Below are 22,107 nucleotides of genomic sequence, written 5' to 3'. Positions count from 1 at the left end.
TTTCCTTCTTACTTCAACACACTTGTAGCGTGCTCCGCTCCTCGCGGCGACTTCACGTCCATGACCTCGCCGCGACTTCCGACCAGAGCAATTTCGATCCCAGCCAAAGCGCACCGCGGCGCAAGGCGCTCTGCAAGACGCAACGTGCTGGCCGTCAACGGCACCACCGCGACTTGCCGCCCCTGCGTCGGCGTTGCCATGAGCATGCCAACCGTCTCACAGAGACCCTTGTAGAGCCGCGAAACCTGGCCGGGATGCTTCGTGTTGATGATGCCGCCTTTGCATTCAGCAGAGATGATGAGGTTTCTGACCTCGGTGACGACATCACCGAGCCCCGATCTTGGATTCACGGTGATCGTCTGTCCGGCGGAATTCTCATACGTGCCGCCATAGGCCGTGGTGCCGATTGTGGAGACCTTCCGAAACTGCCGGCGCTCCAGCCAACCAGCGAAGTCGAACTGCTTGCCGTGCTCGCCGTCTGGGTGAATGCGCACATGCTGCGCGCCCTCCGTGCGAAGGAGATGCATCGCGTACGCAATCATCACTGCGCCCTCATACAGATGCTGCTCATGGTCGCCATCGGCTTTGCCGACGCGATTCGGAGGCGGTGCAAGCACCGTCACCAGATCCTCAAAGTCCACAGCCCACCTCCTATCGCATCACCCGCGAAACTATCCGACACCCATTGACAGGTCAATAGAACCGGTCATATTTGACCGGTAAAGGAGACCCTGTCATGTATGCCTACAATCCCGATAAATTCGCGTCGCTCTATGAGACCGAGCTGGGACAACGCATCTGGGCGTTCCTCACGCAGCCCGAGAACGTCGCACGGCTGGAGACAGCCTCGCAGTTGAGCAAGCCCGCGGTGGAAGGCATCGAGGAGCAGCTCCTTGAGGAGTTCCGCGAGGATATTCTCGCCGATCGCGTCAAGCAGATGGTCGGCCACATGGTTCGCCAAATCCTGGAGCAGCGCGACTGGGTGCTAGATCAGACCGACGTAAAGGTGCAGTCCGTGCCGTTCAGCAAGGCCGCGCGCTATCGTCGCCCCGACTGGATCACTTTCTACGCTTTCCGCAACAGCAGCGATCCGCGTGATGTCGTCATCACCGATCGTCGTCAGAATGCGCCGCTCCCGTCCGACGCGCGCTGGTCCTACTACGCTACCTTTGCCAGCCCGTTGAAGGCGGCCGTGGCCTTTGGCGTACGCGATATCCGCAAGCTTCGCACGCATGTGCATGCTCATGGCTTCCAGCGACTCCGCATCGAACGAATGCTCCGCCGCGCCTGATTTCGATGACCGATCCATCGCACATCGAGCTAACCGATCGTAACCAGCCGCTGCTAGTCGCCTGGCCGACGCCGGGCAATCCGGGAGGTTTTCTCCAGTTCGAGAAGGCCGCTGATTGGCGGCACTTCGGCGATGGGCTCGGCATCGACCCGCGGATTCCGGATATCGTTCGCGCGAAATTCCAACGTGCGCAAACGCTCTACCTGTTGGGCTAGGCGGATTTCAGTGTGGTGAAAGCGGGCGAACTCGCCGCCTTGATCGCCTTGGAGTTGGCACTGATGGATCGATACGGTGGGTACATCTCGAAGGGGAAACGAACCTTCGCGACGCTCCTCAAACATAGGGTCGCCTCTGGTGGTCTGACGGACGCCCAGATCCCTTTGGTGGCGCGCTGCGGCGGAACTGTCGTAGGTCAGTTGACGGGCGAAATCCGTCCAACCCTCGCCGAGCGTCGAAACACGCTCGCACATGGCGAACCTTTCGAAGTCCTGCCAACTGGCGGTCTCCTCGAGCTCGTACGAGACCTCATCAATTTCGCGTACCGGCACTATATCGCCGAGGCAGAGAATTTGCGCGTGCTGACCACGTCGGCGGGACGAAGCTGATGGCAGCAAGTCCGTCGATGATCGCAGCGGTCGAAGCCCTTTGGCGCGTTCCGCGACCGGGCCCGGACAACCTGCTGGCCGCTCCTGCCTTTGTCGCGCTGAGTGAGGTGTGCCAAGCCGACTATGGTGGCGGGAAGCCCACATTCGCCCTCAGCACCGCGCTGCGCTCGCTCGGGCTGCCGTGTCATCTCCCGGCAGACAGGGCCGGCCTAAGCCTGGACCCTGTGACCGCAGCGCACGCGATCGATGAGACCTACAGGCGCAAGACGACCTTGCGACGGCATATGTGCCCACTCGATCTGGCTGACGATCTCCCGGCGATGAATTTCGGTAGCGCGCGCGTCGCGCAATTCAGCACCGACGAGCTGACGAATCTGTTCGACGCGCCACGGCTTGCCCGGAACTTTCACAACCAGCCCTTTGAAGCACGGCGCCTGGCGCAATTTCACTGGCTGGTTGTCGAAGAAGAGATCGAAATCGATGCTCGACCAGAGGCCCGCAGCTCGCCCTTCATGTACATCAACTTCGACCGGGACTTCGGCGAGATTGATCCGCATCTTGGCCGCTTCCCGCCGGCAGTCGAAGCCGCGCTCTTCTTCCTGCTGCTCGCGCCGTGGGAACGGTGGTCGACGATGCAGGAAGTCGACTGGAGGGGCTTTCGCGTGCCCTGGATCCATACAGTGGACGACGACCTTTTCATCAGGCCGTCACCGCCACCGAGCGCCGATAGCCTGACCCTCGAGCCTTGGATCGTCCAGGACAATTGGGGCGAGGACGTCGAACTCGAACGGCCGACCGCGTTGCGACTTGAGGACGAGGCCCAGTCGGGGCTGGCCCTCTTTACGGACAGCGCATGGAGGCAGCTCGAATCTGCGCGGTCGTCCGCTCTTTTTGAGACACCAATCGCCCACTTTCTCGTTCGCGGCTTCCTCGCGGACGGCATGGACGAGGTCATGGCGCACATGACGGCAATCGAGGCTGCCGTCGGCCTGGAGATGGACCACAAGAAGTGGCTTCGTCCCAAGCCTGATCCTCACAAAAAGGTCTCATCCGCAACCGAGCGTATCGCGGCACGGGTCGCCGCTATTTTGAACGACCGCGCAAGTGTGCAGGCGTATAAGGACCTTTTCGAGCTGCGCAGCGCCTTCGTCCACGGACGTGCCGGTCTCCAAAAAGTATCGACCGCGCAACGTGTCATGGCGCGAGGCTTGGCACGCGGCGTTGCGAGCGGGCTGGTCGATGTCGCCTTGAGGGGAGCCCGGCCGCGCACGGACGCACTGGGCGATCTCCTCGATCAGGGCGTGCAGTATCTGTAGGCACTTTGGCAGAACGGACAGATCGGCGATGGTCATGGAAAACGAGTCTCTGCTGATCAAGCCCGTCAGCCAGCGGCAATTTCGAGCTGTACCCTTTCGCTCGAAGGAGGTCCAAATTTCGAGCCGTCGACGATCTTCGCTGCTGTGGGTTTTGCTTTACCGTTTCAAACCGAAAATTTTCTTATGTCCGTTGGGTTTAGACGTTAAACGCCGGACGATTTTCCGCTAACGATTTCAGCGCGTCCCTTTTTGCTAGGCCATTGCAACATCGAACATCAACGGCAACCTAGGCAGTTTGCAACCAGCGGCCGTCCAGGAGCGTTCGTTCTGGAACCCGGGCGTGCCAGCGCGGCCCAAAGCCACGGGGTCGGCCGCCGCTTCCGGTGCAATTTCCTATAGGACCCGGGCTTTAAAGCGCCCTCCCCCGCATCGCGCTGAAACCGTAAGGTGAAAATCGAGTGGCGGAATTTCAGCTTAGCGCTGCAATTGAAATCGGTAAGTAAAAGCCACACCCAATCTGCCCCACGTACCCCGGCTCTCGCGCCGCTCGACTGAATTCGCAAAAGATTAACCATATGAATTAGCGTCGGAATCCCACGAAACGGAAGCTAACTTGGCCTATCTTTCCGTCATTCGGACACCCAATTCGGCTCCCCATCACTATCGATAGTATTCAGATATCGATAGTGCGACGGAATGCCCGCACGTCGCACTCGGTTCCTAACCTCCTCTAAACAGTCTTGACGCCGCGGCGATAACAGTGACTATTGGCGTCCATTCACCAGGGGGGTCCCGGCAAGGGGCTGAGATACTGCTAGAGCGCGCAGTGACCCGTTGAACCTGATCCAGTTCATACTGGCGTAGGGACGGTGCAGACGCTTGATGCCAGGATTCCGTATTCCCGCGATCCATCGGCGATGCGTCTTTTCATCCTTCCGGCTTCAGAACTGGGTCTCCAACGCGAAAACTTTGGAGCCTCAAGATGAATGTTTTCAAGCCTCTCGCAGCACCCTCGGTCACGCAGGGGCCGCTTCCGGCCTCCCGCAAGGTCTACAAGCCGGGCGAGATCCATGCCGGCATCCGCGTGCCGATGCGGGAGATCGCGCTGCATCCGACCTCCGGCGAGCCGCCGGTCACCGTCTATGATGCCTCCGGCCCCTATACCCTCGAGGGCGCCGATATCCATATCGACGAGGGCCTGCCGCGGCTGCGCCGCGACTGGATTCTGGCGCGCGGCGATGTCGAAAGCTATGAGGGCCGAACCGTCAAGGCGGAGGACAACGGCTTTGCATCTGGCGAGCGGCTGACGCCGGAATTCCCCGTCCGCCACCGGCCGCTGAGGGCCAAGCCCGGTCAGGCGATCACCCAGCTTGCCTATGCGCGCGCCGGCATCATCACGCCGGAAATGGAGTTCATCGCCATACGCGAAAACCTCGGCCGCAAGGCCGCCAAGGAGGCGCTCGCCCGCGACGGCGAGAGTTTCGGCGCCGCGGTTCCCGATTTTGTCACCCCGGATTTCGTCCGCCAGGAGGTCGCCAGCGGCCGGGCGATCATCCCCGCCAACATCAACCATCCAGAATCGGAACCGATGATCATCGGCCGCAATTTCCTGGTAAAGATCAACGCCAATATCGGCAACTCCGCCGTCACCTCGTCTATGGCAGAAGAGGTCGAGAAGATGGTCTGGGCAACCCGCTGGGGCGCCGATACGGTCATGGACCTTTCGACCGGCCGCAACATCCACAACATCCGCGAATGGATCATCCGCAATTCGCCGGTACCGATCGGCACGGTGCCGCTCTATCAGGCGCTGGAGAAGGTCGGCGGCATCGCCGAGGATCTCAGTTGGGCGGTCTTCCGCGACACGCTGATCGAGCAGGCCGAGCAGGGTGTCGACTATTTCACCATCCATGCCGGCGTGCGGCTCCACTATATCCCGCTCACCGTCGATCGCGTCACCGGCATCGTCTCGCGCGGCGGCTCGATCATGGCCAAGTGGTGCCTGCACCACCACCGCGAAAGCTTCCTCTACGAACATTTCGAGGAAATCTGCGACATCTGCCGCGCCTATGACGTCTCCTTCTCGCTCGGCGACGGCCTGCGTCCCGGCTCGATCGCCGACGCCAATGACGCGGCGCAGTTCGCGGAACTCGAAACGCTCGGTGAGCTGACGAAGATCGCCTGGGCGAAGGATTGCCAAGTGATGATCGAGGGCCCCGGCCACGTGCCGATGCACAAGATCAAGGAGAACATGGACAAGCAGCTCAAAACCTGCGGCGAGGCCCCCTTCTATACGCTCGGGCCGCTGACGACCGACATCGCGCCCGGCTACGACCACATCACCTCAGGCATCGGCGCGGCGATGATTGGCTGGTTCGGCACCGCCATGCTCTGCTACGTCACGCCGAAGGAGCATTTGGGCCTGCCGGACCGCAACGACGTCAAGGTCGGCGTCATCACCTACAAGATCGCCGCGCACGCCGCCGACCTTGCCAAGGGCCATCCGGCCGCCCGCATCCGCGACGACGCGCTGTCGCGAGCCCGTTTCGAATTCCGCTGGGAAGATCAGTTCAACCTGTCGCTCGATCCGGAAACCGCCCGCAATTTCCACGACGAAACCTTGCCGAAGGAGGCACACAAGGTCGCGCATTTCTGCTCCATGTGCGGCCCGAAATTCTGCTCGATGCGGATTTCCCACGACATCCGCGCCGAGGCGCAGAAGGAGGGGCTCGAGGCCATGGCGGCGAAGTATCGCGAGGGCGGCGACCTCTACATGCCGGTCGGCGAAGGCGCAGCCACGACCGCCGGAGAATGAGATGCACGTGTTGATCAAGGGGGCTGGCGTCGCCGGCCTCACGGCCGCCCATGAACTCGTTGCGCGCGGCGCGGCGGTCATGGTCGCGGAACGAACACATGGCTTTGCGACTGCCGCCTCGTGGTACGCCGGCGGCATGCTCGCCCCCTGGTGCGAGCGGGAAAGCGCCGAGGAGGCCGTACTTATCCGCGGCACCGCTGCCGCCGGCTGGTGGGAGGCCGCGCTACCCGCCGGTTCGGTCCATCGCAACGGCACGCTGGTCGTCGCCCCACTGCGCGACGCGGCCGAACTCAGGCGCTTCGCCTCGCGCACCTCCGGCTACCGCTGGATCGGCGCGGAAGAAATCGGAGCGCTGGAGCCGGCGCTCGCCGGGCGGTTTCGCGAGGCTCTGTTCTTTCCTGAGGAAGCGCATCTCGATCCGCGCCGCGCACTTTCAGCTCTCAGACAGGGGCTCGAAGCGCAAGGCGTGGTTTTCAGCGGCGGCGGGATCGAGGAAAGCCGCTTCGACCTGACCATCGACTGCACCGGCGCCGCAAGAATCGGCGAGTTCAAGGGACTGCGCGGCGTTCGCGGCGAAATGCTCTACCTCCAGACCGACGAGGTCAGCCTTTCCCGTCCGGTGCGCCTGCTGCATCCGCGCATTCCGCTCTATATCGTGCCGCGCGGCGGCGGACTCTTCATGTGCGGGGCGACGATGATCGAAAGCGACGACGACGGCCCGATCACCGCCCGCTCGCTGATGGAGCTCCTGAACGCCGCCTATACGCTGCACCCGGCCCTTGCCGAGGCCCGCCTGGTCGAGACCGGCACCGGCGTGCGACCCGCCTTTGCCGACAACCTGCCGCGCGTCACCCGGCAGAACAACGCCATCACCGTCAACGGCCTCTACCGCCACGGCTTCCTGCTGTCGCCGGCGCTCGCTGAGGAGGTGGCTGCGCTGGCGCTTGGCGCAGAATTGAAGAGAGGAAATGCCCGATGAAGCTGACCATCAACGGCGAGGAGCACGAGCTCCCGGCCGCCACTTTGGCCGAAGCGCTGGCGCTCCTCGAATACGAGGACGACTGGCTCGCGACCGCGGTCAATGGCGAGCTCGTCCACAGGGCCGACCGAGCAAATCACCATCTCAGGGACCGCGACCGGATCGAGGTCCTGTCGCCGATGCAGGGAGGCTGATCATGCCGCAATTCTATGGAACCGAACTGCGCTCGCGGCTGCTGCTCGGCACGGCGCGTTATCCTTCGCCGGCCAGTCTTGCCGAGGCGGTGCGGCGGTCGGGCACCGATATCGTCACGGTCTCGCTTCGCCGCGAGACCGCCGGCGGGCGCTCCGGCGGCGCCTTTTTCGAACTGGTCCGCGAGCTCGGCGTCCGCGTCCTGCCGAACACCGCGGGCTGCCATTCCGTCTCGGAGGCGGTGCTGACCGCGAAGATGGCGCGCGAGGTGTTTTCGACCGACTGGATCAAGCTCGAAGTCATCGGCCACCACGATACGCTGCAGCCGGACGTCTTCGGTCTCGTCGAGGCGGCGCGTATCCTCACCGGCGAGGGGTTCGAGGTGTTCCCCTACACGACCGACGATCTGGTCGTTGCCGAACGGCTGCTCGAGGCCGGCTGCAAGGTGCTGATGCCCTGGTGCGCGCCGATCGGCAGCGCCATGGGTCCGCAGAACCTGCAGGGCTTACGCGCCATGCGCGCCGAATTTCCCGACGTGCCGCTGATCGTCGACGCCGGCATCGGCCGACCCTCGCATGCGGCAACCGTGATGGAACTCGGCTACGACGCGGTGCTCCTCAACACCGCGGTCGCCGGCGCCGCCGACCCGGCTGCCATGGCCGAGGCTTTCGCCAAGGCGATCGAGGCCGGGCATATGGCCTTTCACGCCGGACTGCTGGAGCCGCGCGACATGGCCGTTCCCTCCACCCCCGTCATCGGAAAGGCGGTTTTCTCGTGAAGCTCGACCCGTTCTATCTCATCGTCGACAGCGCCCAATGGATCGAACGGTTGGTCCCGCTCGGCGTCAGGCTGGTGCAGCTCAGGATCAAGGAGCGGAGCGACGAAAACCTTCGCGGCGAGATCCGCAGGGCCAAGGCAATCTGCGCGGTGCATCGGTGCCAGTTGATCGTCAACGATTACTGGCAGTTGGCAATCGAGGAAGGCTGCGACTTCGTCCATCTCGGCCAGGAGGATCTCGCCGATGCCGATCTCGGCGCGATCCGCGCCGCAGGGCTGAAGCTCGGGGTGAGCACCCATGACGAGGCGGAGCTCGAAACGGCGCTTGCCGCCGAACCGGACTATGTGGCGCTCGGGCCGATCTACCCGACGATCCTCAAGAAGATGAAGTGGACGCCGCAGGGGCTGACGCGGCTTTCCGTTTGGCGTGAGCGCGTCCGCTCCCTGCCGCTCGTCGCTATCGGCGGGCTCAATCCGGATCGGATCGACGGCGTCTTTGCCCATGGCGCCGACAGCGCCGCCGTCGTTACCGACATCACGCTCAACGCCGACCCGGAAACGAGGACGAAGGAATGGATCCGCAGAACGGCAGCATGGCGTTAGCTACCCGACCTCAAGGGGCCGGTCTCCAATGAGCCCGGCTCCTATTTCTGTCGCGGACGCTTAGCGCCGCGCGGGCTCAGCGGGAATTTCTCCGCATCGTCATTCCACGGATCGAAGATCATTGCGCCGAATGGCCGAGCGTCCTTCACATTGCGCGTGACAAAATAGAGGTCGTGTTTGATCGCCGTCGCTGCGAGCATCGTGTCTATCACTGGCGGGGCGTGACCGCTGTCGCGTTTCACTTCCCAGAAATACGTCCCCATTGCCGCACGATGACGTCGTCAAGCGAGAGAACCCGCCGGCCAAAACGCTCGGCGAGCGCGTCGCGCGCCGCCATGTAGCGCGGCCGGTCGGCATGGTCCTCTGGGAGATTGTGAATGCCCTTGTCGTACTCGGCAAGTGTCAGGACGCTGATGTAGAAGGCTTCCTCATGCTGATCGGCTGCCCACGTCTTTACCGAACGCGCACCCTTCGGATTGATCAGTGCGGCCACGACATTTGTGTCGAGCAACCAACCCTTCAAAGCTCGATATCCCGGCCGCGATCCATCTCGCGTTCAACATCGAGCCCGCCAAGATGGAGACTTTCCATGAACTCGACGAACGGTGCTCGCGGTTTCTCGGGGATGAGCCGATCGAACTCCTCGGCGGACATAATTACAACCGCATCCCTGCCCCGCACTGTCACGCGCTGCGGCCCGTCCTCGCGCGCGTGCCGTACCACCTCGCTGAAGCGCGCCTTCGCGTCCTCGAGCTTCCACCATCCGGCAGCGTTTTGTCCGCGCGCTTTTTTCAACTTGGTCAGTTCCGCATTCTTGCCCATCGTCGATTACCTAGTCAGATAGTCAGATATGTAGCACGTCTCTCACAGATTTTCCAGATTGCGGCGGCGGCGCCGTCAGGAGCAATCGACGCCAGTTCCTTTCCGGGCTGCGGCCCTGCCACTGCATGTCTCCCTAAATCGACCTCGATTAAAGGACAAAGACGTGCAGCAAGTCAAAGTGCTACAGCGACCTTTGCGCGTCTGATAAGACGCGCGGCGCTGTAGGCGGCCGGCGGTGCGCGCAATGGCTTCGCCGACCTCCACTTCGTTGCGACCCCATGACGATCAGCCGGACACCATTCCGCTTATCTGGTCGCCATGCTGGCCACCAGATCGCTGAACCTCTCGCCTTGGATGCCGACATGGGATCGCAGCAGCCGGCGGGCCTCCTCACCGTCGCCGGCGAAGATCGCGTCGACGATGCCGCAATGTTCCGAGAAGGATGTTGTGAGGCGATTACGCACCCGCAGCTGCAGGCGGCGATAGGGGCGTAGCCGCCGATGCAATCGCGCACATTGCTCCTCGAGGAACTCGCTGCGGCTCGCCGCATAGATCGCCTTATGGAATTCCTCGTTGTCGTAATAGTAGGCGTCGCTGTCGCCGGCCTTGGCGGAGAGCTCGCAGCGCCTGTGGGCGGCGGTGATCGCCTGACGCGCGGCTTCGTCGAGGCGGCGGGCGGCGAGCGATCCGGCCAGGCCCTCGAGCTCGGCCATGACCTCGAACATTTCGTAGATGCGGTGCGGCCCCGGATCGATGACGACGGCACCCCTGCGCGGACGAATTTCGATGAGGCCGATCGCATTCAGCTGCATCAGCGCCTCGCGAACCGGCGTCCTCGATACGCCGAAGCGGCTGGCAAGAACCGTTTCATCCAGCCGTTCCCCCGGACCGAACTCGTTGGAAAGGATGGCATTTTCAATTTCGTCCCGGAGCCACCGGCCAACATTCTCGGACATTTGTTCTGCCTCAATAATGCAAAATCGTTCTTCTTGTATACACGATGGTTGACGACGCACACCTAACGTGGCACCTTATATACTATACAGCCGGCTTAAAAAAATGAGAACCCCGGTAGAATAGCCGAGGCGATTGGCCGCCCATTCAGCAGGAGGAGAGTGGCATGCCCGGAACCTCTTTTTTCAGCGACATGCTGCAGGGCATCACCGAGCGCGGCCGCAAGCTGCTGTTTGCCGCCTCACGCAGCACGGACGCCGTCGAAGCAGATCTCGAGACGCTTTGCGAAATGCTGCTGTCGAGCCGCGGCGAAGCCTCTGGCATGGCCATTGCCGCCGAAATCCTCGGTCGCTGGAGCAAGCTCGACGAGGCCGGCGTCGAGCAGTTCCTGCAGATGCTGTCTGAAAAATTCGGCGCCGATATGGAGAAGCTCGACAAGGCTGTCGAGAGGTACCGCAGCGAGAAGAGCCCCGCCGCGATCATAGCGCTCCACAAGGCGGCGGAACCCCGCCGCCAGGAACTGCTGCGCAGGTTGAATCATGCGCCGAGCGGCACGGCCAAGCTCGTCCGGATGCGCCATCAGCTGCTCGCCTCCACCGATCGGTCGGACGAATATCGCGCCCTCGATGCCGATTTCACCCATCTGTTCGGCTCCTGGTTCAATCGTGGCTTCCTGACGCTGCGTCCGATCGACTGGTCGACGCCGGCGCACATCCTGGAAAAAATCATAAAATACGAGGCGGTGCACGAGATCGCCGGCTGGGAGGAACTGCGCCGGCGCCTGGCGCCTGCCGACCGGCGCTGCTTCGCCTTCTTCCACCCGCGGCTCACCGACGAGCCGCTCGTCTTCGTCGAGGTGGCGCTGACCCGATCCGTGCCGAGCGCCATCAGGGACGTGCTCGACGAGAGCCGGGAGCAGATCGATCCCGACCAGGCGACGACCGCGGTCTTCTATTCGATCTCCAACTGCCAGGAGGGGCTCCGCGGCATCTCCTTCGGCAACTTCCTCATCAAGCAGGTCGTCGAGGACCTGCGCAGGGACCTGCCCGGCCTGAAGAATTTCGTCACGCTTTCGCCGGTTCCGGGCTTTGCCCGCTGGCTTGCCAAGGCGCGCACATCGAAAGCCGAGCCGCTGTTTTCCGACGAAGACCGCAAGGTTCTGGCGCTCCTCGACGACCCGGCCTGGGCCGGCGACGAGAGCGCAGCAAGCGAAGTGGAGCGCCTGCTTTTGCCGCTCGCCGCCCGTTATTTCCTGATCGAGCGCACGCCGGAGGGCCGGCCGGTCGATCCGGTCGCCCGCTTCCATCTCGGCAACGGCGCCCGGCTGGAGCGGCTGAACTTCCTCGGCGACCGCTCGGCCAAGGCCATGCGCCAGGCGCACGGGATGATGGTCAACTACCTCTACAAGCTCGAGGATATCGAGGCGAACCACGAGGCCCTGGCACAGCGAGGCGAGGTCACCGCCTCGCCGGCCGTCAAGAGCCTGCTCAGCCGAACCGGCGAAAGCCGCCGCGGCGGCAAGGGCGAAATTTCACGACCGTTCGCGCAAGTCATGAACGGCAAGACTGGAGGAGGGCGCACGTGAGCAACCATCTGTTTGACGCCATTCGGGCAGCCGCTTCCGGCGATGCGCCGTTCATCCGGATCAACGGCGGCCGGTCCTGGACCTATGGCGACGCGCTCGCGTTTTCGGGCCGCATCGCCAGCGCGATTGACACGCTTGGCATCCGACCGGGCGACCGGGTCGCCGTCCAGGTGGAAAAGAGCGCCGAAGCGCTGATCCTCTATCTCGCCTGCCTGCGCAGCGGCGCGGTCTACCTGCCGCTCAACACCGCCTATACGCTCGCCGAGCTCGACTATTTCATCGGCGACGCCGAACCGCGGCTGGTGGTCGTTTCCCCGGCGGCGCGGGAAAGCGTCCGAAAAATCGCCGAGCCGCATGGTGCCATCGTCGAAACGCTCGGCACCGACGGCACGGGCTCGCTTCTCGACCTCGCCCACAACGAGCCGTCCGACTTCGTCGATGCATCCTGCGCGGCCGATGACCTGGCTGCGATCCTCTACACCTCGGGAACGACGGGCCGGTCCAAGGGTGCGATGCTCACCCACAGAAACCTGCTCTCGAATGCCATGAGCTTGCGCGACTGCTGGCGCGTCACCGCCGGCGATCGGCTGATCCATGCGCTGCCGCTCTTCCATACGCACGGGCTGTTCGTCGCCACGAACGTCACACTGCTCGCCGGCGCCTCGATGTTCCTGCTGCCGAAGTTCGATCCGGACGAGGTGCTCTCGCTGATGCCTCAGGCGACGCTGCTGATGGGCGTGCCGACCTTCTACGTGCGCCTCCTACAGAGCCCGCGGCTCGACCGGCAGGCGGTTGCCGACATGCGGCTCTTCATTTCCGGCTCCGCGCCGCTCCTCGCCGAGACTCATGTCGAGTTCAGGAAACGCACCGGCCACGCGATCCTCGAGCGCTACGGAATGACCGAGACCAACATGAACACCTCGAACCCCTATGACGGCGAACGGATCGCCGGAACCGTCGGCTTCCCGCTGCCGGGCGTGACGGTGCGCGTCACCGATACCACCACCGGCGCCGCCCTGCCGGCGGAGGAAACCGGCATGATCGAGATCAAGGGTCCGAACGTCTTCAAGGGCTATTGGCGGATGCCGGAAAAGACCGCTGCGGAATTCACCGCCGACGGGTTCTTCATCAGCGGCGACCTCGGCAAGATCGACAGGCGCGGCTATGTCCACATCGTCGGCCGCAGCAAGGATCTGGTGATTTCGGGCGGCTACAACATCTACCCGAAGGAGGTCGAGGGCGAGATCGACCAGCTCGAAGGCGTCGCCGAAAGCGCCGTGATCGGCGTCCCGCATCCCGATTTCGGCGAGGGCGTCACCGCCATCGTCGTGCGCAAGCCCGAGGCGGCTCTCGACGAAAGCGCCATCCTCGGCGCGCTCAAGGACCGGCTGGCGCGCTATAAGCAGCCGAAACGCATCATCTTCGCCGACGACCTGCCGCGCAACACGATGGGCAAGGTCCAGAAGAACCTTCTGCGGCAGCAATACGCCGACCTATACGCCAGGGCGTGACCGCGCGCCCTCTGGGAGGAAGGCGCACGGACATCATCTCATTCTCGAAAACGACAGCTACGGCGCTCAAGGCGCCGGAGGGAGGGGAATCATGGGCATCGAAATTCTATCCATACTGCTATTGGTCGGGATGTTCATCATCGCGACGATCCAGCCGATCAACATGGGTGCGCTGGCCTTCGGCTGCACCTTCTTGCTCGGATCGCTGATCATCGGCATGAAGGCCAATGACATCTTCGCCGGCTTCCCGAGCGACCTGTTCCTGACTCTCGTCGCCGTCACCTATCTCTTCGCCATCGCCCAGATCAACGGCACCATCGACTGGCTCGTCGAATGCGCCGTGCGGCTGGTGCGCGGGCATGTCGCCTGGATCCCCTGGGTGATGTTCCTGGTCGCCGCGGTGATCACCGGGTTCGGCGCGCTCGGGCCGGCGGCGGTCGCCATCCTGGCGCCGGTGGCGCTGAGCTTCGCCGTCCAATACCGCATCCACCCGGCGATGATGGGGCTGATGGTCATCCATGGCGCGCAGGCCGGCGGCTTCTCGCCGACCAGCGTCTATGGCGGCATCACCAACCAGATCGTCGTCAAGGCCGGCCTGCCCTTCGCGCCGACGTCCCTGTTCCTCTCCAGCTTCTTCTTCAACCTGGCGATCGCCGTGCTGGTGTTCTTCGTCTTCGGCGGTGCGCGGGTGATGAAGCAGAAAGCGGCAATGTCCGGTCCGTTGCCCGAACTCCACCGCGAAGGCGTATCCGCGTCGATCCGCGGCCATGGCGGCACGCCCGCTAAGCCGATACGGCAGCACACTTACGGCACCGCGGCCGACACCGCTGCGACGTTGCGCCTGACCCCGGAAATGATCGCCACCCTGATGGGCCTGACGGCGCTCGGCGTCGGCGCCCTGGTCTTCAAATTCAATGTCGGCCTGGTGGCGATCACCGTCGCCGTCGTGCTGGCGCTCATCTCGCCGAAGACCCAGAAGGCGGCGATCGACAAGGTCAGCTGGTCGACCGTGCTGCTGATCACCGGCATCATCACCTATGTCGGCGTCATGGAGAAGGCCGGGACGATCGACTATGTGGCGAGCGGCATTTCGAGCTTGGGAATGCCGCTCCTGGTGGCGCTGCTCCTGTGCTTCACCGGCGCGATCGTTTCGGCCTTCGCCTCCTCGACCGCATTGCTCGGCGCCATCATTCCGCTCGCAGTGCCGTTTCTGCTGCAGGGGCAGATCAGCGCCGTCGGCGTCGTCGCGGCGATCGCCATCTCGACGACGATCGTCGATACCAGCCCGTTTTCGACCAACGGCGCCCTCGTCGTCGCCAATGCGCCGGACGAGAAGCGCGAGCGCGTGCTGCGGCAATTGCTCATCTACAGCGCGCTGATCGCCATCATCGGGCCGGTCGTCGCCTGGCTGGTCTTCGTCGTGCCCGGCCTAGTCTGAGCGCGCCGGCGCCGACATCTCCTTCCCTGGGAAGGCGGAGCTCTCCTCCGCCTTCCCGCGTCATGCGGAACATTCGCCGTTGGCGCTGGTTTGCCTCCCCGCGACAGGAGGAGATCCCATGACCGACTTTGGCAGCGACGATCGATTGGTCCCTCACGACGGACCGCAGCAAACCAGCACGATGACGGCCTTCTTCGACAATCGGCGCGACGCGGAAGCGGCCGTGGAACGGCTGCAGCTCGCGGAGCTCGGCGCCGTCTCGATCCAGCTCGTCCTCGGCAGAGGCGAAGGAAGCGCCGATGTGGAACCGGCCGGCATCTGGTCGGCGCTCGAGAACTATCTCTTCCCCCAGGAGGACCGCGAGATCTATGCCGAGGGTCTCAGCCGCGGCGGCTATCTGGTGACGGTGAGCGGCATCGACGACCGGAGCTACGAAGCCATCCGCGACATTCTCGACGACGAAGGCACGATCGATCTCGACGAGCGCGCCGACCTCTGGAGAAGCGAGGGCTGGAGCGGCTGGCAGCGCGATGTGCCGAGCACGCCGGCGACCGGCTACACGGAAGACACTTTCGACGCACCCCGGCCGGCGACGGCGAAAAGAGACCACGCCCGAAGCTCCGGGACCATTCGGACCTATCGGACGGAGAGCGCTTCCACATCGACGGTGAGCGATCACGACAGCCCGGCGGCCGCCATGCACGAACCAGGGCCGCGCTCGGCCGATGCCGGCTCCTGGTCTCAGCCCGAACGCGACACTCCCGGCAGCCTTCGCCAGGACCAGGACGGGCAGAGCCAAAGCCAGCAGCTCGGCTCCGGCTGGTCGCAAAGCCAGAAGAGCGGAAGCTGAGGGCTCGAACCATGCCGAAGGAAGAAATGCTGACTGGCGGCTGCCTCTGCGGCAAGCGGCGCTATGCCTTCAAGGGCCCGCCCTCGCATATCGGATATTGCCATTGCTCCATGTGCCGCCGGGCGACCGGCGGTCCATCCGCCGTGCTGGTACGAGCCCACGATGCTGAAATCGAATGGAGCACCCCGCCGGCAGTCTACCGTTCATCGCCGATCGCAGTGAGAGGCTTCTGCCCGGATTGCGGCAGTCCCCTGTTCCTGAAATACGACGGCCGTGCGAGCGTCCATTTCACCCTCGGTTCCTTCGATCGCCCGGAGGAGCTTGCCCCGAGCGGGCACTACGGCATTGAGAGCCGGCTTGCCTGGGACGACAGCGGCCGCGGCTTGCCGGGCGAAGAAACCAAGCAGCGGTTTTAAGCGAGGCCTATCTGGTGAATCGTTTTGCTGCGATCAGGAGCACCCCCCTCTGCCCTGCCGGGCATCTCCCCCACAAGGGTGGAGATCGGCAGGTGGCAATGTCCCGCCCCCTCGCATATCCAACGCATGGACTAACGGGTGCCTCGATTTCGGCATGCACAGGTTGAGCGTGGGCAGAGCGGCGTTTCCAGCCGACCTCCACCCTTGTTGGGAGATGCCCGGCAGGGCAGAGGGGGTATCACACCCGTTCTCCCGAGTTTCGACGCTCCAATCTGAGCGGATTGCTCTCTACCGAGGTCAGGTCTTGGCGCTCGAATTCGGATTGTGCTTGTCCTTTTCGGTGACGGGACCTTTCGAGGCCTTGGAGCCGCCACCCCACTCCTGCGTCTTGCGGGCCTGATCCCCGCCCGTCTTGCCAGGCTGGCTTTTCTTGGCGGTGCCGCTTTCTCCCTTGTTCTTCGGGCGATCCGGTTTCTTTTCCATTCGAGGCTCCATCCATTGTCTCTGGTATTCGCCCCGAACCGTCGAGCGGCCGATCGGTTCCGGCGTTGCCGGACTTGCCACACGCGAAGAAAAGCCCCGGAACGCCGGGCGTTCCGGGGCCATCTGGTCGCCTGACCGGGAGAAAGAAATCAGGCGGCCGCTACTTTTTTCGGAATGCGCGCCCATTCCGGGATCCAGTCGCGATGGGCGACGAGCAGATCGTCGACGAGTGACCAGATCTGGTCGAGGTCGAGCTCGGCCGCCGTATGCGGATCCATCATCGCCGCATGGTAGAGATGTTCACGGTTCTCGGTGACGAGCGCCTGGACAGTCAGCTCCTGGACGTTGATGTTGGTGCGGATCAACGCGGTGAGCTGCGGCGGCAGCGCGCCGATATAGGTCGGCTGGATGCCGGAGGCGTCCACCAGGCACGGCACCTCCGCGGCGCAGTTCTCCGGCAGCGAGGTGATGCAGCCGTTGTTCCTGAGGTTGCCGTAGATCACCGAAGGCTCGCCGGTCCAGACCGAGTTCATTATCGACGAGGCGTATTCGTGGCTTTCGGCCACCTCGATCGTCTCGGCCTCCTTGAAGGCGGCAGCCTGGCCTTTCCAGCGCTCGATCTGTTCGATGCAGCGCTTCGGATATTCGTCGAGCGGAATGCCGAATTTCTCAATGAGGTCGGGGCGGCCGTCCTTGATGAAATAGGGCGTGTATTCGGCGAAGTGCTCCGAGCTCTCGGTGACGAAATAGCCGAGCCGGGTCAGCATCTCGTAGCGCACCTTGTTGGGGCAGCGCGGGTTCCAATGGCTGGGTTTCGGGAAACGGCCTTCGCGATAGCCGCGGATCAGCTCCGGATAGAGGTCGCGATAGCTGCCGTCCTTCTGGCGATGCTCGAACTTGAGATAAAACGCCATGTGGTTGATGCCGGCGGCACGATAGCGGATTTCCTCGAGCGGAATGTCCAGGTCGCGGGCAAGCTCGAACGCCGTTCCCTGCACTGAATGGCAGAGGCCGACCTGCTTGATCGTCGGGTATTTTTCGGCGATCGCCCAGGTGTTGATCGCCATCGGGTTGACATATTGCAAGAGGATCGCCTCCGGGCAGACGGCAAGCATGTCCTCGCAGATCTTCCACAGATGCGGCACGGTTCGAAGCCCGCGCATGATGCCGCCGACGCCGAGCGTGTCGGCGATCGTCTGGCGCAGCCCGTATTTCTTCGGCACCTCGAAATCGGTGACCGTGCAGGGCTCGTAGCCGCCGATCTGGAAGGCGACGACGACGAAATCGGCCCCTTCGAGCGCCTTCAGCTGGTTGGAATAGGTTTCGATCTTCGCCTTGACGCCGAGGGTGCGCACCAGCTTGCCGGCCACGATCTCGCTTTCGGCAAGGCGTTCCGGATTCAAATCCATCAGCCCGATGGTCGCGGCAGAAAGCGCCGGCCGCTGCAATACGTCGCCGATGATGTTCTTCATGAAGACGGTCGAGCCGGCGCCGATGAAGGTGATCTTGGGTTGTCTGGTCATGGAAAGCCTCTGTTCTTGAAAGTCACGCGGCCACTTCGAAGGCGGCTCTGACGAGCCGCTCCGTATAGGCAGTCTTGGGATTGGAAAGAATTTCGTTCACCGGCCCCTCCTCGACGATCTTGCCGTGCTGCATGACCACCACCCGGTGGCAGAGCGCGCGCACGACCTTCAGGTCGTGGGAGATGAAGAGATAGCTCAAGCCCCGCTCGTCCTGCAGCTTGCGCAGGAGCTCGATGATCTGGGCCTGCACCGAGAGGTCGAGAGCAGAAGTCGGTTCGTCAAGCAGGATGAATTCCGGCTCGAGCGCGATCGCCCGGGCAATCGCGATGCGCTGGCGCTGGCCGCCGGAAAATTCGTGCGGGAAGCGCGACAGGATGTTGGGGGGCATGCCGGCGCTGACGAGCGCGTCCTGGACACGCGCAAGCCTATCCCTGCGATTCTCGCCGAGGCCGTTGACGATCAGTCCTTCCTCGATGATCTGGCCGATCGACATGCGCGGATTGAGCGAGGCGAAGGGGTCCTGGAAGACGATCTGGATGCGCGAACGCAGCGGCCGCATGCCCTTGCGGTTCTTGCCGTGGATCGGCTGACCGTCGAAATAGATCTCGCCGCCGTCGGTGTTGATCAGCCGGATCAGCGCCTGGCCAAAGGTCGTCTTGCCGGAGCCCGACTCCCCGACGAGGCCGAGCGTCTCGTGCCGTCGCAAATTGAGGCTGAGGCTGTCGACCGCGACCAGCTCCTTCAGCTCCGGCTTGAAGAAGCCGCCCTTCTTCAGCATGAAGGAGACCCGAACGTTCCGCCCGTCGAGCATGATCGGCGCATTGTCCGGCAGCGGCTTGGCCAATCCCGTCGGCTCCGAGGCAAGCAGCCGCCGCGTATAGGCATGCTGCGGGTTGGCGAAGAGCGCCTCCGTGGTGTTGTGCTCCTTCACCTCGCCGAGCTGCATCACATAGACATAGTCGGAGAATTGCCTGACCACCGTCAGATCGTGGGTGATGAGGATCACCGCCATGCCGAGTTCCTGCTGCAGCTTGCGGATCAGGTTGAGGATCTGCGCCTGCACGGTAACGTCGAGCGCCGTCGTCGGCTCGTCGGCGATCAAGACATCCGGATCGTTAGCAAGCGCCATGGCGATCATCACGCGCTGGCGCTGGCCGCCGGAAAGCTGGTGCGGATACTGGTTGAGCCGCGCCTCCGGGTCGGGGATCTGCACGTGGCGCAGCAGTTCGAGCGCCCGCTCGGCGGCGGCGCGGCGGCTCATGCGGCGATGCGCCCGGATCGCTTCGATGATCTGGCTGCCGATCGTATAGACCGGGTTTAGCGAGCTCATCGGCTCCTGGAAGATCATCGAGATGCGGTCGCCGCGCAGCGCCCGGCGCTGCCGCTTCGAGAATTTCAGCACGTCCTTGCCGTCATAGTCGATGCGCGAATGCGAGGCGATCGTGGCGCGCTTGGAAAGAAGCCCCATGATGGTGCGCGCCGTCACCGACTTGCCCGAACCGGATTCCCCGACGATTGCCACCGTCTCGCCTCGATAGAGCTGGAAGGAGACGTCCTTCACCGCCTCGACCGTGCCGTTCTCGACCTTGAAGGTGACGGCCACCTTGCGGGCATCGATGACCGGCCGCGCGTCCTTGGTATGGCGGTCGCGCCGTTCTTCCGGTGCCGGCACAATGGATTCGACTGTTGCCATCGGCGTGCTCCTCAATAGGGGTCGATTGCGTCGCGCAGGCCGTCGCCGAGCGCATTGAAGGCGAAGACGGTGACGAGCACGAAGGCGACGGGCGAGAGGATCCACGGATAGGAGCCGATCGCCGAATAGTTCGCCGTATCCTGCAGCATCAGCCCCCAGGAAATGAGCGGCGGCTTGACCGCGAAGCCGAGGAAGCCGAGAAAGGACTCGAGCAGCACCACCTGCGGAATGGCGAGCGTCACGGCGACGATCACATGGCTCATCACGTTCGGGAAAATGTGCTGGAAGATGATCCGCCGGTCGGTTGCGCCGATGGCGATCGCCGCCCGCACATAGTCGATCCGTGCCAGAGCCAGCGTCTTGCCGCGCACCTCGCGCGACATCTGCGCCCAGCCGAGCGCCGACATGACGATAATGACGAAGGCGAGGAAGACATTGGTCGGTGCCGTCACCGGGATCAGCGAGGCGAGCGCCAGATAGAGCGGCAGTTGCGGGAAGGCTAGCACCAGCTCGACGAAGCGCTGCACCCAGGCATCGAAACGCCCGCCGAAATAGCCCGACACCATGCCGACCGTGGTGCCGACCACGGTGACGATCGAGACCACCGTCAGCGCGATGATCAGCGAGATGCGCGAGCCGTAGAGGATGCGCGACAGCACGTCGCGGCCGAACTTGTCGGTGCCAAGCAGATGCACCGGCGTGCCGTCGACGGCGCCGAAGAGATGGCGCTCGGCCGGAATCAGCCCGAAGAGCCTGTAGGGGGCGCCCTTCACAAAGAAGCCGAGGAGCTGCGGATTGTCGAAGTCGGGACCGATCATCGGCTGGAAGGTGATCGGGTCGAGCTCTTCCCCCTCCCGAAGTGGATAGCTCCTCGGCGGGAAAACGAAGTTGCCGTCCTTGTCGCGGAAGCTGATCGCCTGCGGCGGCGCGAAGGCGACCCCGGTCGCCTTCGGATCGACCGGCGACAGGAAATCGGCAAAGATCGCCATGAGGACCAGCAGGCTGACGAGGATCAGGCCGAGCAGGCCGGTCCAGGAGCGCTTCAGCCGCCGCCAGACGAGGGCGGTATAGCTCTCGTGGTGATGCTTCTCCTCCGGGTGCATGGCGACCGGTACGGTGCTGTGGGCTTCGATGGTCATGCGTAGGCCCCTCCTCCCATGCGCACGCGCGGATCGAGCGCGGCGAGCAGCATGTCGGCGATGATGTTGCCGACGATCAGCGTTGCCGAGAGCACCAGCATGAAGGTCGCGGTAACATAGACGTCGCCCACCCACATGGAGCCGACGATCGCCGGCCCGACGGTCGGCAGCGCGAAGATGATCGCCGTCTCGATCTCGCCGGTCAGCATGTAGGGAAGCACGACGCCCTGATACATGATGAGCGGATGCAGCGCGTTCGGAACGGCGTGCCGCATGACGACGGCGCCTTCGCTCAGGCCTTTCGCGCGGGCCGTCTCGACATATTGCGCGTTCAGCGTGTCGAGCAGGTTGCCGCGCATGACGCGCATGTTGTAGGCGAGCCCGCCGAAGGTGGCGATCGCCACGACCGGCCAGACATGCTTCACCAGGTCGACGAACTTGTCCCAGGACCAGGGCGCGCCGCCATAGCGGGCCGAATGGAAGCTGTTGATCTCGCTCACATTGAAATGGAAGACGAGGATATAGACGATGATCAGCGCCATTAGGAAGCGCGGCACCGTCATGCCGAGGAAGGAGACGGTCGAAAGCAGGCTGTCGACCCATGAATATTGCCTCGTCGCGGCGAGAATGCCGAAGCCGATGCCGATCACCGACGCAAGAATGTGGCAGACGAGCGCCAGCGCTAGCGTACGCGGCAGGCGCTCGCCGACGACGTCGGCAACCGGCTTGTTGTAGTAGAGGCTGTGGCCGAAATCGCCGCGCGTCACGATACCGGTCACCCAGTTGACGTATTGGAGCGGCAGCGGCTTATCGAGGCCGTGCTCCTTGCGATAGGCCTGCGCCTGGGCGTCGGCTTCTTCGAAGGAGGCGCCGCCCTGGTTGATCAGCTGCGAGCGGATATAGTCGCTATAGTCGCCGGGTGGCGCCTGGATGATGGCGAAGGTCACCACGCTCAGGACGAACAGCACCGGAATGGCAGAGGCGACGCGGACCAGCAGAAATCTGAACATGGCCGTTTCCTTCTGTCGGTTTTCCATTGGCGGTGCCGGCACGGCCGGACACGCCAGGGAGTGAAGGGCTATCCTCCCGGCCCATAAGGTCAGCGCCGGGAGAGA

At 63.6% G+C, this 22,107-nt stretch carries 21 protein-coding genes, 1 pseudogene and 1 riboswitch; of the genes and pseudogenes, 12 read left to right on the top strand and 10 right to left on the bottom strand.

Annotation, left to right across the window (positions count from 1 at the left end):
* Positions 1 to 8: 8 nt before the first annotated feature.
* Positions 9 to 641 (bottom strand): hypothetical protein, encoded by a 633-nt coding sequence (locus tag CO664_RS26335; RefSeq protein WP_097540343.1) that lies wholly within the window; start codon positions 639 to 641, stop codon positions 9 to 11.
* Between the two features lie 95 nt (positions 642 to 736).
* On the opposite strand from CO664_RS26335, the gene CO664_RS26330 reads away from it, so the two are divergent.
* On the top strand, positions 737 to 1,291 hold the full coding sequence (locus CO664_RS26330) for a hypothetical protein (RefSeq protein ID WP_097540341.1): 555 nt from the start codon (positions 737 to 739) through the stop codon (positions 1,289 to 1,291).
* A gap of 53 nt (positions 1,292 to 1,344) precedes the next feature.
* Here CO664_RS26330 and CO664_RS30880 read toward each other — a convergent pair whose 3' ends face one another.
* Positions 1,345 to 1,839, bottom strand: coding sequence for a hypothetical protein (locus tag CO664_RS30880; RefSeq protein ID WP_158254899.1), 495 nt, complete (start codon positions 1,837 to 1,839; stop codon positions 1,345 to 1,347).
* 74 nt (positions 1,840 to 1,913) lie between these two features.
* On the opposite strand from CO664_RS30880, the gene CO664_RS26320 reads away from it, so the two are divergent.
* The 6 genes from CO664_RS26320 (at position 1,914) to CO664_RS26295 (ending at position 8,578) form a co-directional block, all read left to right on the top strand.
* Positions 1,914 to 3,212 carry a hypothetical protein gene (locus CO664_RS26320; RefSeq protein ID WP_234820005.1) on the top strand — a complete coding sequence of 433 codons (1,299 nt, stop codon included), beginning with the start codon at positions 1,914 to 1,916 and terminating at the stop codon, positions 3,210 to 3,212.
* A 773-nt stretch (positions 3,213 to 3,985) separates the two neighbouring features.
* Positions 3,986 to 4,097: riboswitch (TPP riboswitch) on the top strand.
* A 97-nt stretch (positions 4,098 to 4,194) separates the two neighbouring features.
* Positions 4,195 to 6,027, top strand: coding sequence for a phosphomethylpyrimidine synthase ThiC (gene thiC, locus CO664_RS26315; RefSeq protein WP_097540339.1), 1,833 nt, complete (start codon positions 4,195 to 4,197; stop codon positions 6,025 to 6,027).
* A 1-nt stretch (position 6,028) separates the two neighbouring features.
* Positions 6,029 to 7,006, top strand: a complete 978-nt coding sequence (gene thiO / locus CO664_RS26310; RefSeq protein ID WP_097540338.1) for a glycine oxidase ThiO — start codon at positions 6,029 to 6,031, stop codon at positions 7,004 to 7,006.
* On the top strand, positions 7,003 to 7,200 hold the full coding sequence (gene thiS / locus CO664_RS26305) for a sulfur carrier protein ThiS (RefSeq protein ID WP_037421613.1): 198 nt from the start codon (positions 7,003 to 7,005) through the stop codon (positions 7,198 to 7,200). Before thiO ends, thiS begins: the two co-directional genes overlap by 4 nt.
* A 2-nt stretch (positions 7,201 to 7,202) precedes the next feature.
* Positions 7,203 to 7,976: a thiazole synthase gene (locus CO664_RS26300; protein WP_095678053.1), complete on the top strand. Its 774-nt coding sequence runs from the start codon at positions 7,203 to 7,205 to the stop codon at positions 7,974 to 7,976.
* Complete coding sequence (locus tag CO664_RS26295; protein WP_097540337.1) at positions 7,973 to 8,578, top strand: thiamine phosphate synthase; 606 nt, start codon at positions 7,973 to 7,975, stop codon at positions 8,576 to 8,578. Before CO664_RS26300 ends, CO664_RS26295 begins: the two co-directional genes overlap by 4 nt.
* A gap of 41 nt (positions 8,579 to 8,619) precedes the next feature.
* On the opposite strand, the pseudogene CO664_RS26290 reads toward CO664_RS26295, so the two are convergent.
* The 3 genes and pseudogenes from CO664_RS26290 to CO664_RS26275 form a co-directional block, all read right to left on the bottom strand.
* Positions 8,620 to 9,101 (bottom strand): annotated as a pseudogene (locus CO664_RS26290) (type II toxin-antitoxin system VapC family toxin).
* The gene (locus CO664_RS26285) at positions 9,098 to 9,400 is read right to left on the bottom strand and encodes a type II toxin-antitoxin system Phd/YefM family antitoxin (protein ID WP_097540336.1); all 303 of its coding nucleotides are present in this window, start codon (positions 9,398 to 9,400) and stop codon (positions 9,098 to 9,100) included. Before CO664_RS26285 ends, CO664_RS26290 begins: the two are co-directional and overlap by 4 nt.
* Positions 9,401 to 9,705: 305 nt before the next feature.
* A complete protein-coding gene (locus tag CO664_RS26275; protein ID WP_097540335.1) occupies positions 9,706 to 10,356 on the bottom strand; it encodes a GntR family transcriptional regulator in 651 nt (216 codons plus the stop codon).
* 164 nt (positions 10,357 to 10,520) lie between these two features.
* Here CO664_RS26275 and CO664_RS26270 point away from each other — a divergent pair, with 164 nt between their 5' ends.
* The 5 genes from CO664_RS26270 (at position 10,521) to CO664_RS26250 (ending at position 16,154) form a co-directional block, all read left to right on the top strand.
* Positions 10,521 to 11,939, top strand: a complete 1,419-nt coding sequence (locus CO664_RS26270; RefSeq protein ID WP_037421590.1) for a malonyl-CoA decarboxylase — start codon at positions 10,521 to 10,523, stop codon at positions 11,937 to 11,939.
* Positions 11,936 to 13,450 (top strand): malonyl-CoA synthase, encoded by a 1,515-nt coding sequence (locus CO664_RS26265; protein WP_097540334.1) that lies wholly within the window; start codon positions 11,936 to 11,938, stop codon positions 13,448 to 13,450. Before CO664_RS26270 ends, CO664_RS26265 begins: the two co-directional genes overlap by 4 nt.
* A 91-nt stretch (positions 13,451 to 13,541) precedes the next feature.
* Positions 13,542 to 14,888, top strand: a complete 1,347-nt coding sequence (locus CO664_RS26260) for an SLC13 family permease (protein ID WP_097540333.1) — start codon at positions 13,542 to 13,544, stop codon at positions 14,886 to 14,888.
* A gap of 118 nt (positions 14,889 to 15,006) precedes the next feature.
* Positions 15,007 to 15,738: a hypothetical protein gene (locus tag CO664_RS26255; RefSeq protein ID WP_097540332.1), complete on the top strand. Its 732-nt coding sequence runs from the start codon at positions 15,007 to 15,009 to the stop codon at positions 15,736 to 15,738.
* An 11-nt stretch (positions 15,739 to 15,749) separates the two neighbouring features.
* Positions 15,750 to 16,154 (top strand): GFA family protein, encoded by a 405-nt coding sequence (locus CO664_RS26250; RefSeq protein ID WP_037421583.1) that lies wholly within the window; start codon positions 15,750 to 15,752, stop codon positions 16,152 to 16,154.
* Positions 16,155 to 16,451: 297 nt separating this feature from the next.
* On the opposite strand, the gene CO664_RS26245 is transcribed toward CO664_RS26250, so the two are convergent.
* The 5 genes from CO664_RS26245 to CO664_RS26225 form a co-directional block, all read right to left on the bottom strand.
* Entirely contained in the window at positions 16,452 to 16,637 is a 186-nt protein-coding gene (locus CO664_RS26245) for a hypothetical protein (RefSeq protein ID WP_097527002.1), read from the bottom strand.
* Positions 16,638 to 16,786: 149 nt separating this feature from the next.
* The gene (locus CO664_RS26240) at positions 16,787 to 18,160 is read right to left on the bottom strand and encodes an alpha-glucosidase/alpha-galactosidase (RefSeq protein ID WP_097540331.1); all 1,374 of its coding nucleotides are present in this window, start codon (positions 18,158 to 18,160) and stop codon (positions 16,787 to 16,789) included.
* A gap of 22 nt (positions 18,161 to 18,182) precedes the next feature.
* Positions 18,183 to 19,853: an ABC transporter ATP-binding protein gene (locus CO664_RS26235; RefSeq protein ID WP_097540330.1), complete on the bottom strand. Its 1,671-nt coding sequence runs from the start codon at positions 19,851 to 19,853 to the stop codon at positions 18,183 to 18,185.
* A gap of 11 nt (positions 19,854 to 19,864) precedes the next feature.
* Positions 19,865 to 20,992 carry an ABC transporter permease gene (locus tag CO664_RS26230; protein WP_097540329.1) on the bottom strand — a complete coding sequence of 376 codons (1,128 nt, stop codon included), beginning with the start codon at positions 20,990 to 20,992 and terminating at the stop codon, positions 19,865 to 19,867.
* The gene (locus CO664_RS26225) at positions 20,989 to 22,002 is read right to left on the bottom strand and encodes an ABC transporter permease (RefSeq protein ID WP_037421567.1); all 1,014 of its coding nucleotides are present in this window, start codon (positions 22,000 to 22,002) and stop codon (positions 20,989 to 20,991) included. Before CO664_RS26225 ends, CO664_RS26230 begins: the two co-directional genes overlap by 4 nt.
* Positions 22,003 to 22,107: the final 105 nt, after the last annotated feature.

The organism is Sinorhizobium sp. NG07B (assembly GCF_002532005.1).
GTDB lineage: Bacteria > Pseudomonadota > Alphaproteobacteria > Rhizobiales > Rhizobiaceae > Sinorhizobium > Sinorhizobium fredii_C.
The sequence above is the reverse complement of the archived record's forward strand: the minus strand, read 5'-3'. Positions and strand labels throughout refer to the sequence as shown.

What these genes read in the sequence shown, in the direction of transcription:
- CO664_RS26330 (WP_097540341.1), top strand. Translation starts at nt 737, where the DNA reads ATGTATGCCTACAATCCCGATAAATTCGCGTCGCTCTATGAGACCGAG.
- CO664_RS26320 (WP_234820005.1), top strand. Translation starts at nt 1,914, where the DNA reads ATGATCGCAGCGGTCGAAGCCCTTTGGCGCGTTCCGCGACCGGGCCCG.
- thiC (WP_097540339.1), top strand. Translation starts at nt 4,195, where the DNA reads ATGAATGTTTTCAAGCCTCTCGCAGCACCCTCGGTCACGCAGGGGCCG.
- thiO (WP_097540338.1), top strand. Translation starts at nt 6,029, where the DNA reads ATGCACGTGTTGATCAAGGGGGCTGGCGTCGCCGGCCTCACGGCCGCC.
- thiS (WP_037421613.1), top strand. Translation starts at nt 7,003, where the DNA reads ATGAAGCTGACCATCAACGGCGAGGAGCACGAGCTCCCGGCCGCCACT.
- CO664_RS26300 (WP_095678053.1), top strand. Translation starts at nt 7,203, where the DNA reads ATGCCGCAATTCTATGGAACCGAACTGCGCTCGCGGCTGCTGCTCGGC.
- CO664_RS26285 (WP_097540336.1), bottom strand. Translation starts at nt 9,400, where the DNA reads ATGGGCAAGAATGCGGAACTGACCAAGTTGAAAAAAGCGCGCGGACAA.
- CO664_RS26275 (WP_097540335.1), bottom strand. Translation starts at nt 10,356, where the DNA reads ATGTCCGAGAATGTTGGCCGGTGGCTCCGGGACGAAATTGAAAATGCC.
- CO664_RS26270 (WP_037421590.1), top strand. Translation starts at nt 10,521, where the DNA reads ATGCCCGGAACCTCTTTTTTCAGCGACATGCTGCAGGGCATCACCGAG.
- CO664_RS26260 (WP_097540333.1), top strand. Translation starts at nt 13,542, where the DNA reads ATGGGCATCGAAATTCTATCCATACTGCTATTGGTCGGGATGTTCATC.
- CO664_RS26255 (WP_097540332.1), top strand. Translation starts at nt 15,007, where the DNA reads ATGACCGACTTTGGCAGCGACGATCGATTGGTCCCTCACGACGGACCG.
- CO664_RS26250 (WP_037421583.1), top strand. Translation starts at nt 15,750, where the DNA reads ATGCCGAAGGAAGAAATGCTGACTGGCGGCTGCCTCTGCGGCAAGCGG.
- CO664_RS26245 (WP_097527002.1), bottom strand. Translation starts at nt 16,637, where the DNA reads ATGGAAAAGAAACCGGATCGCCCGAAGAACAAGGGAGAAAGCGGCACC.
- CO664_RS26240 (WP_097540331.1), bottom strand. Translation starts at nt 18,160, where the DNA reads ATGACCAGACAACCCAAGATCACCTTCATCGGCGCCGGCTCGACCGTC.
- CO664_RS26235 (WP_097540330.1), bottom strand. Translation starts at nt 19,853, where the DNA reads ATGGCAACAGTCGAATCCATTGTGCCGGCACCGGAAGAACGGCGCGAC.
- CO664_RS26230 (WP_097540329.1), bottom strand. Translation starts at nt 20,992, where the DNA reads ATGACCATCGAAGCCCACAGCACCGTACCGGTCGCCATGCACCCGGAG.
- CO664_RS26225 (WP_037421567.1), bottom strand. Translation starts at nt 22,002, where the DNA reads ATGTTCAGATTTCTGCTGGTCCGCGTCGCCTCTGCCATTCCGGTGCTG.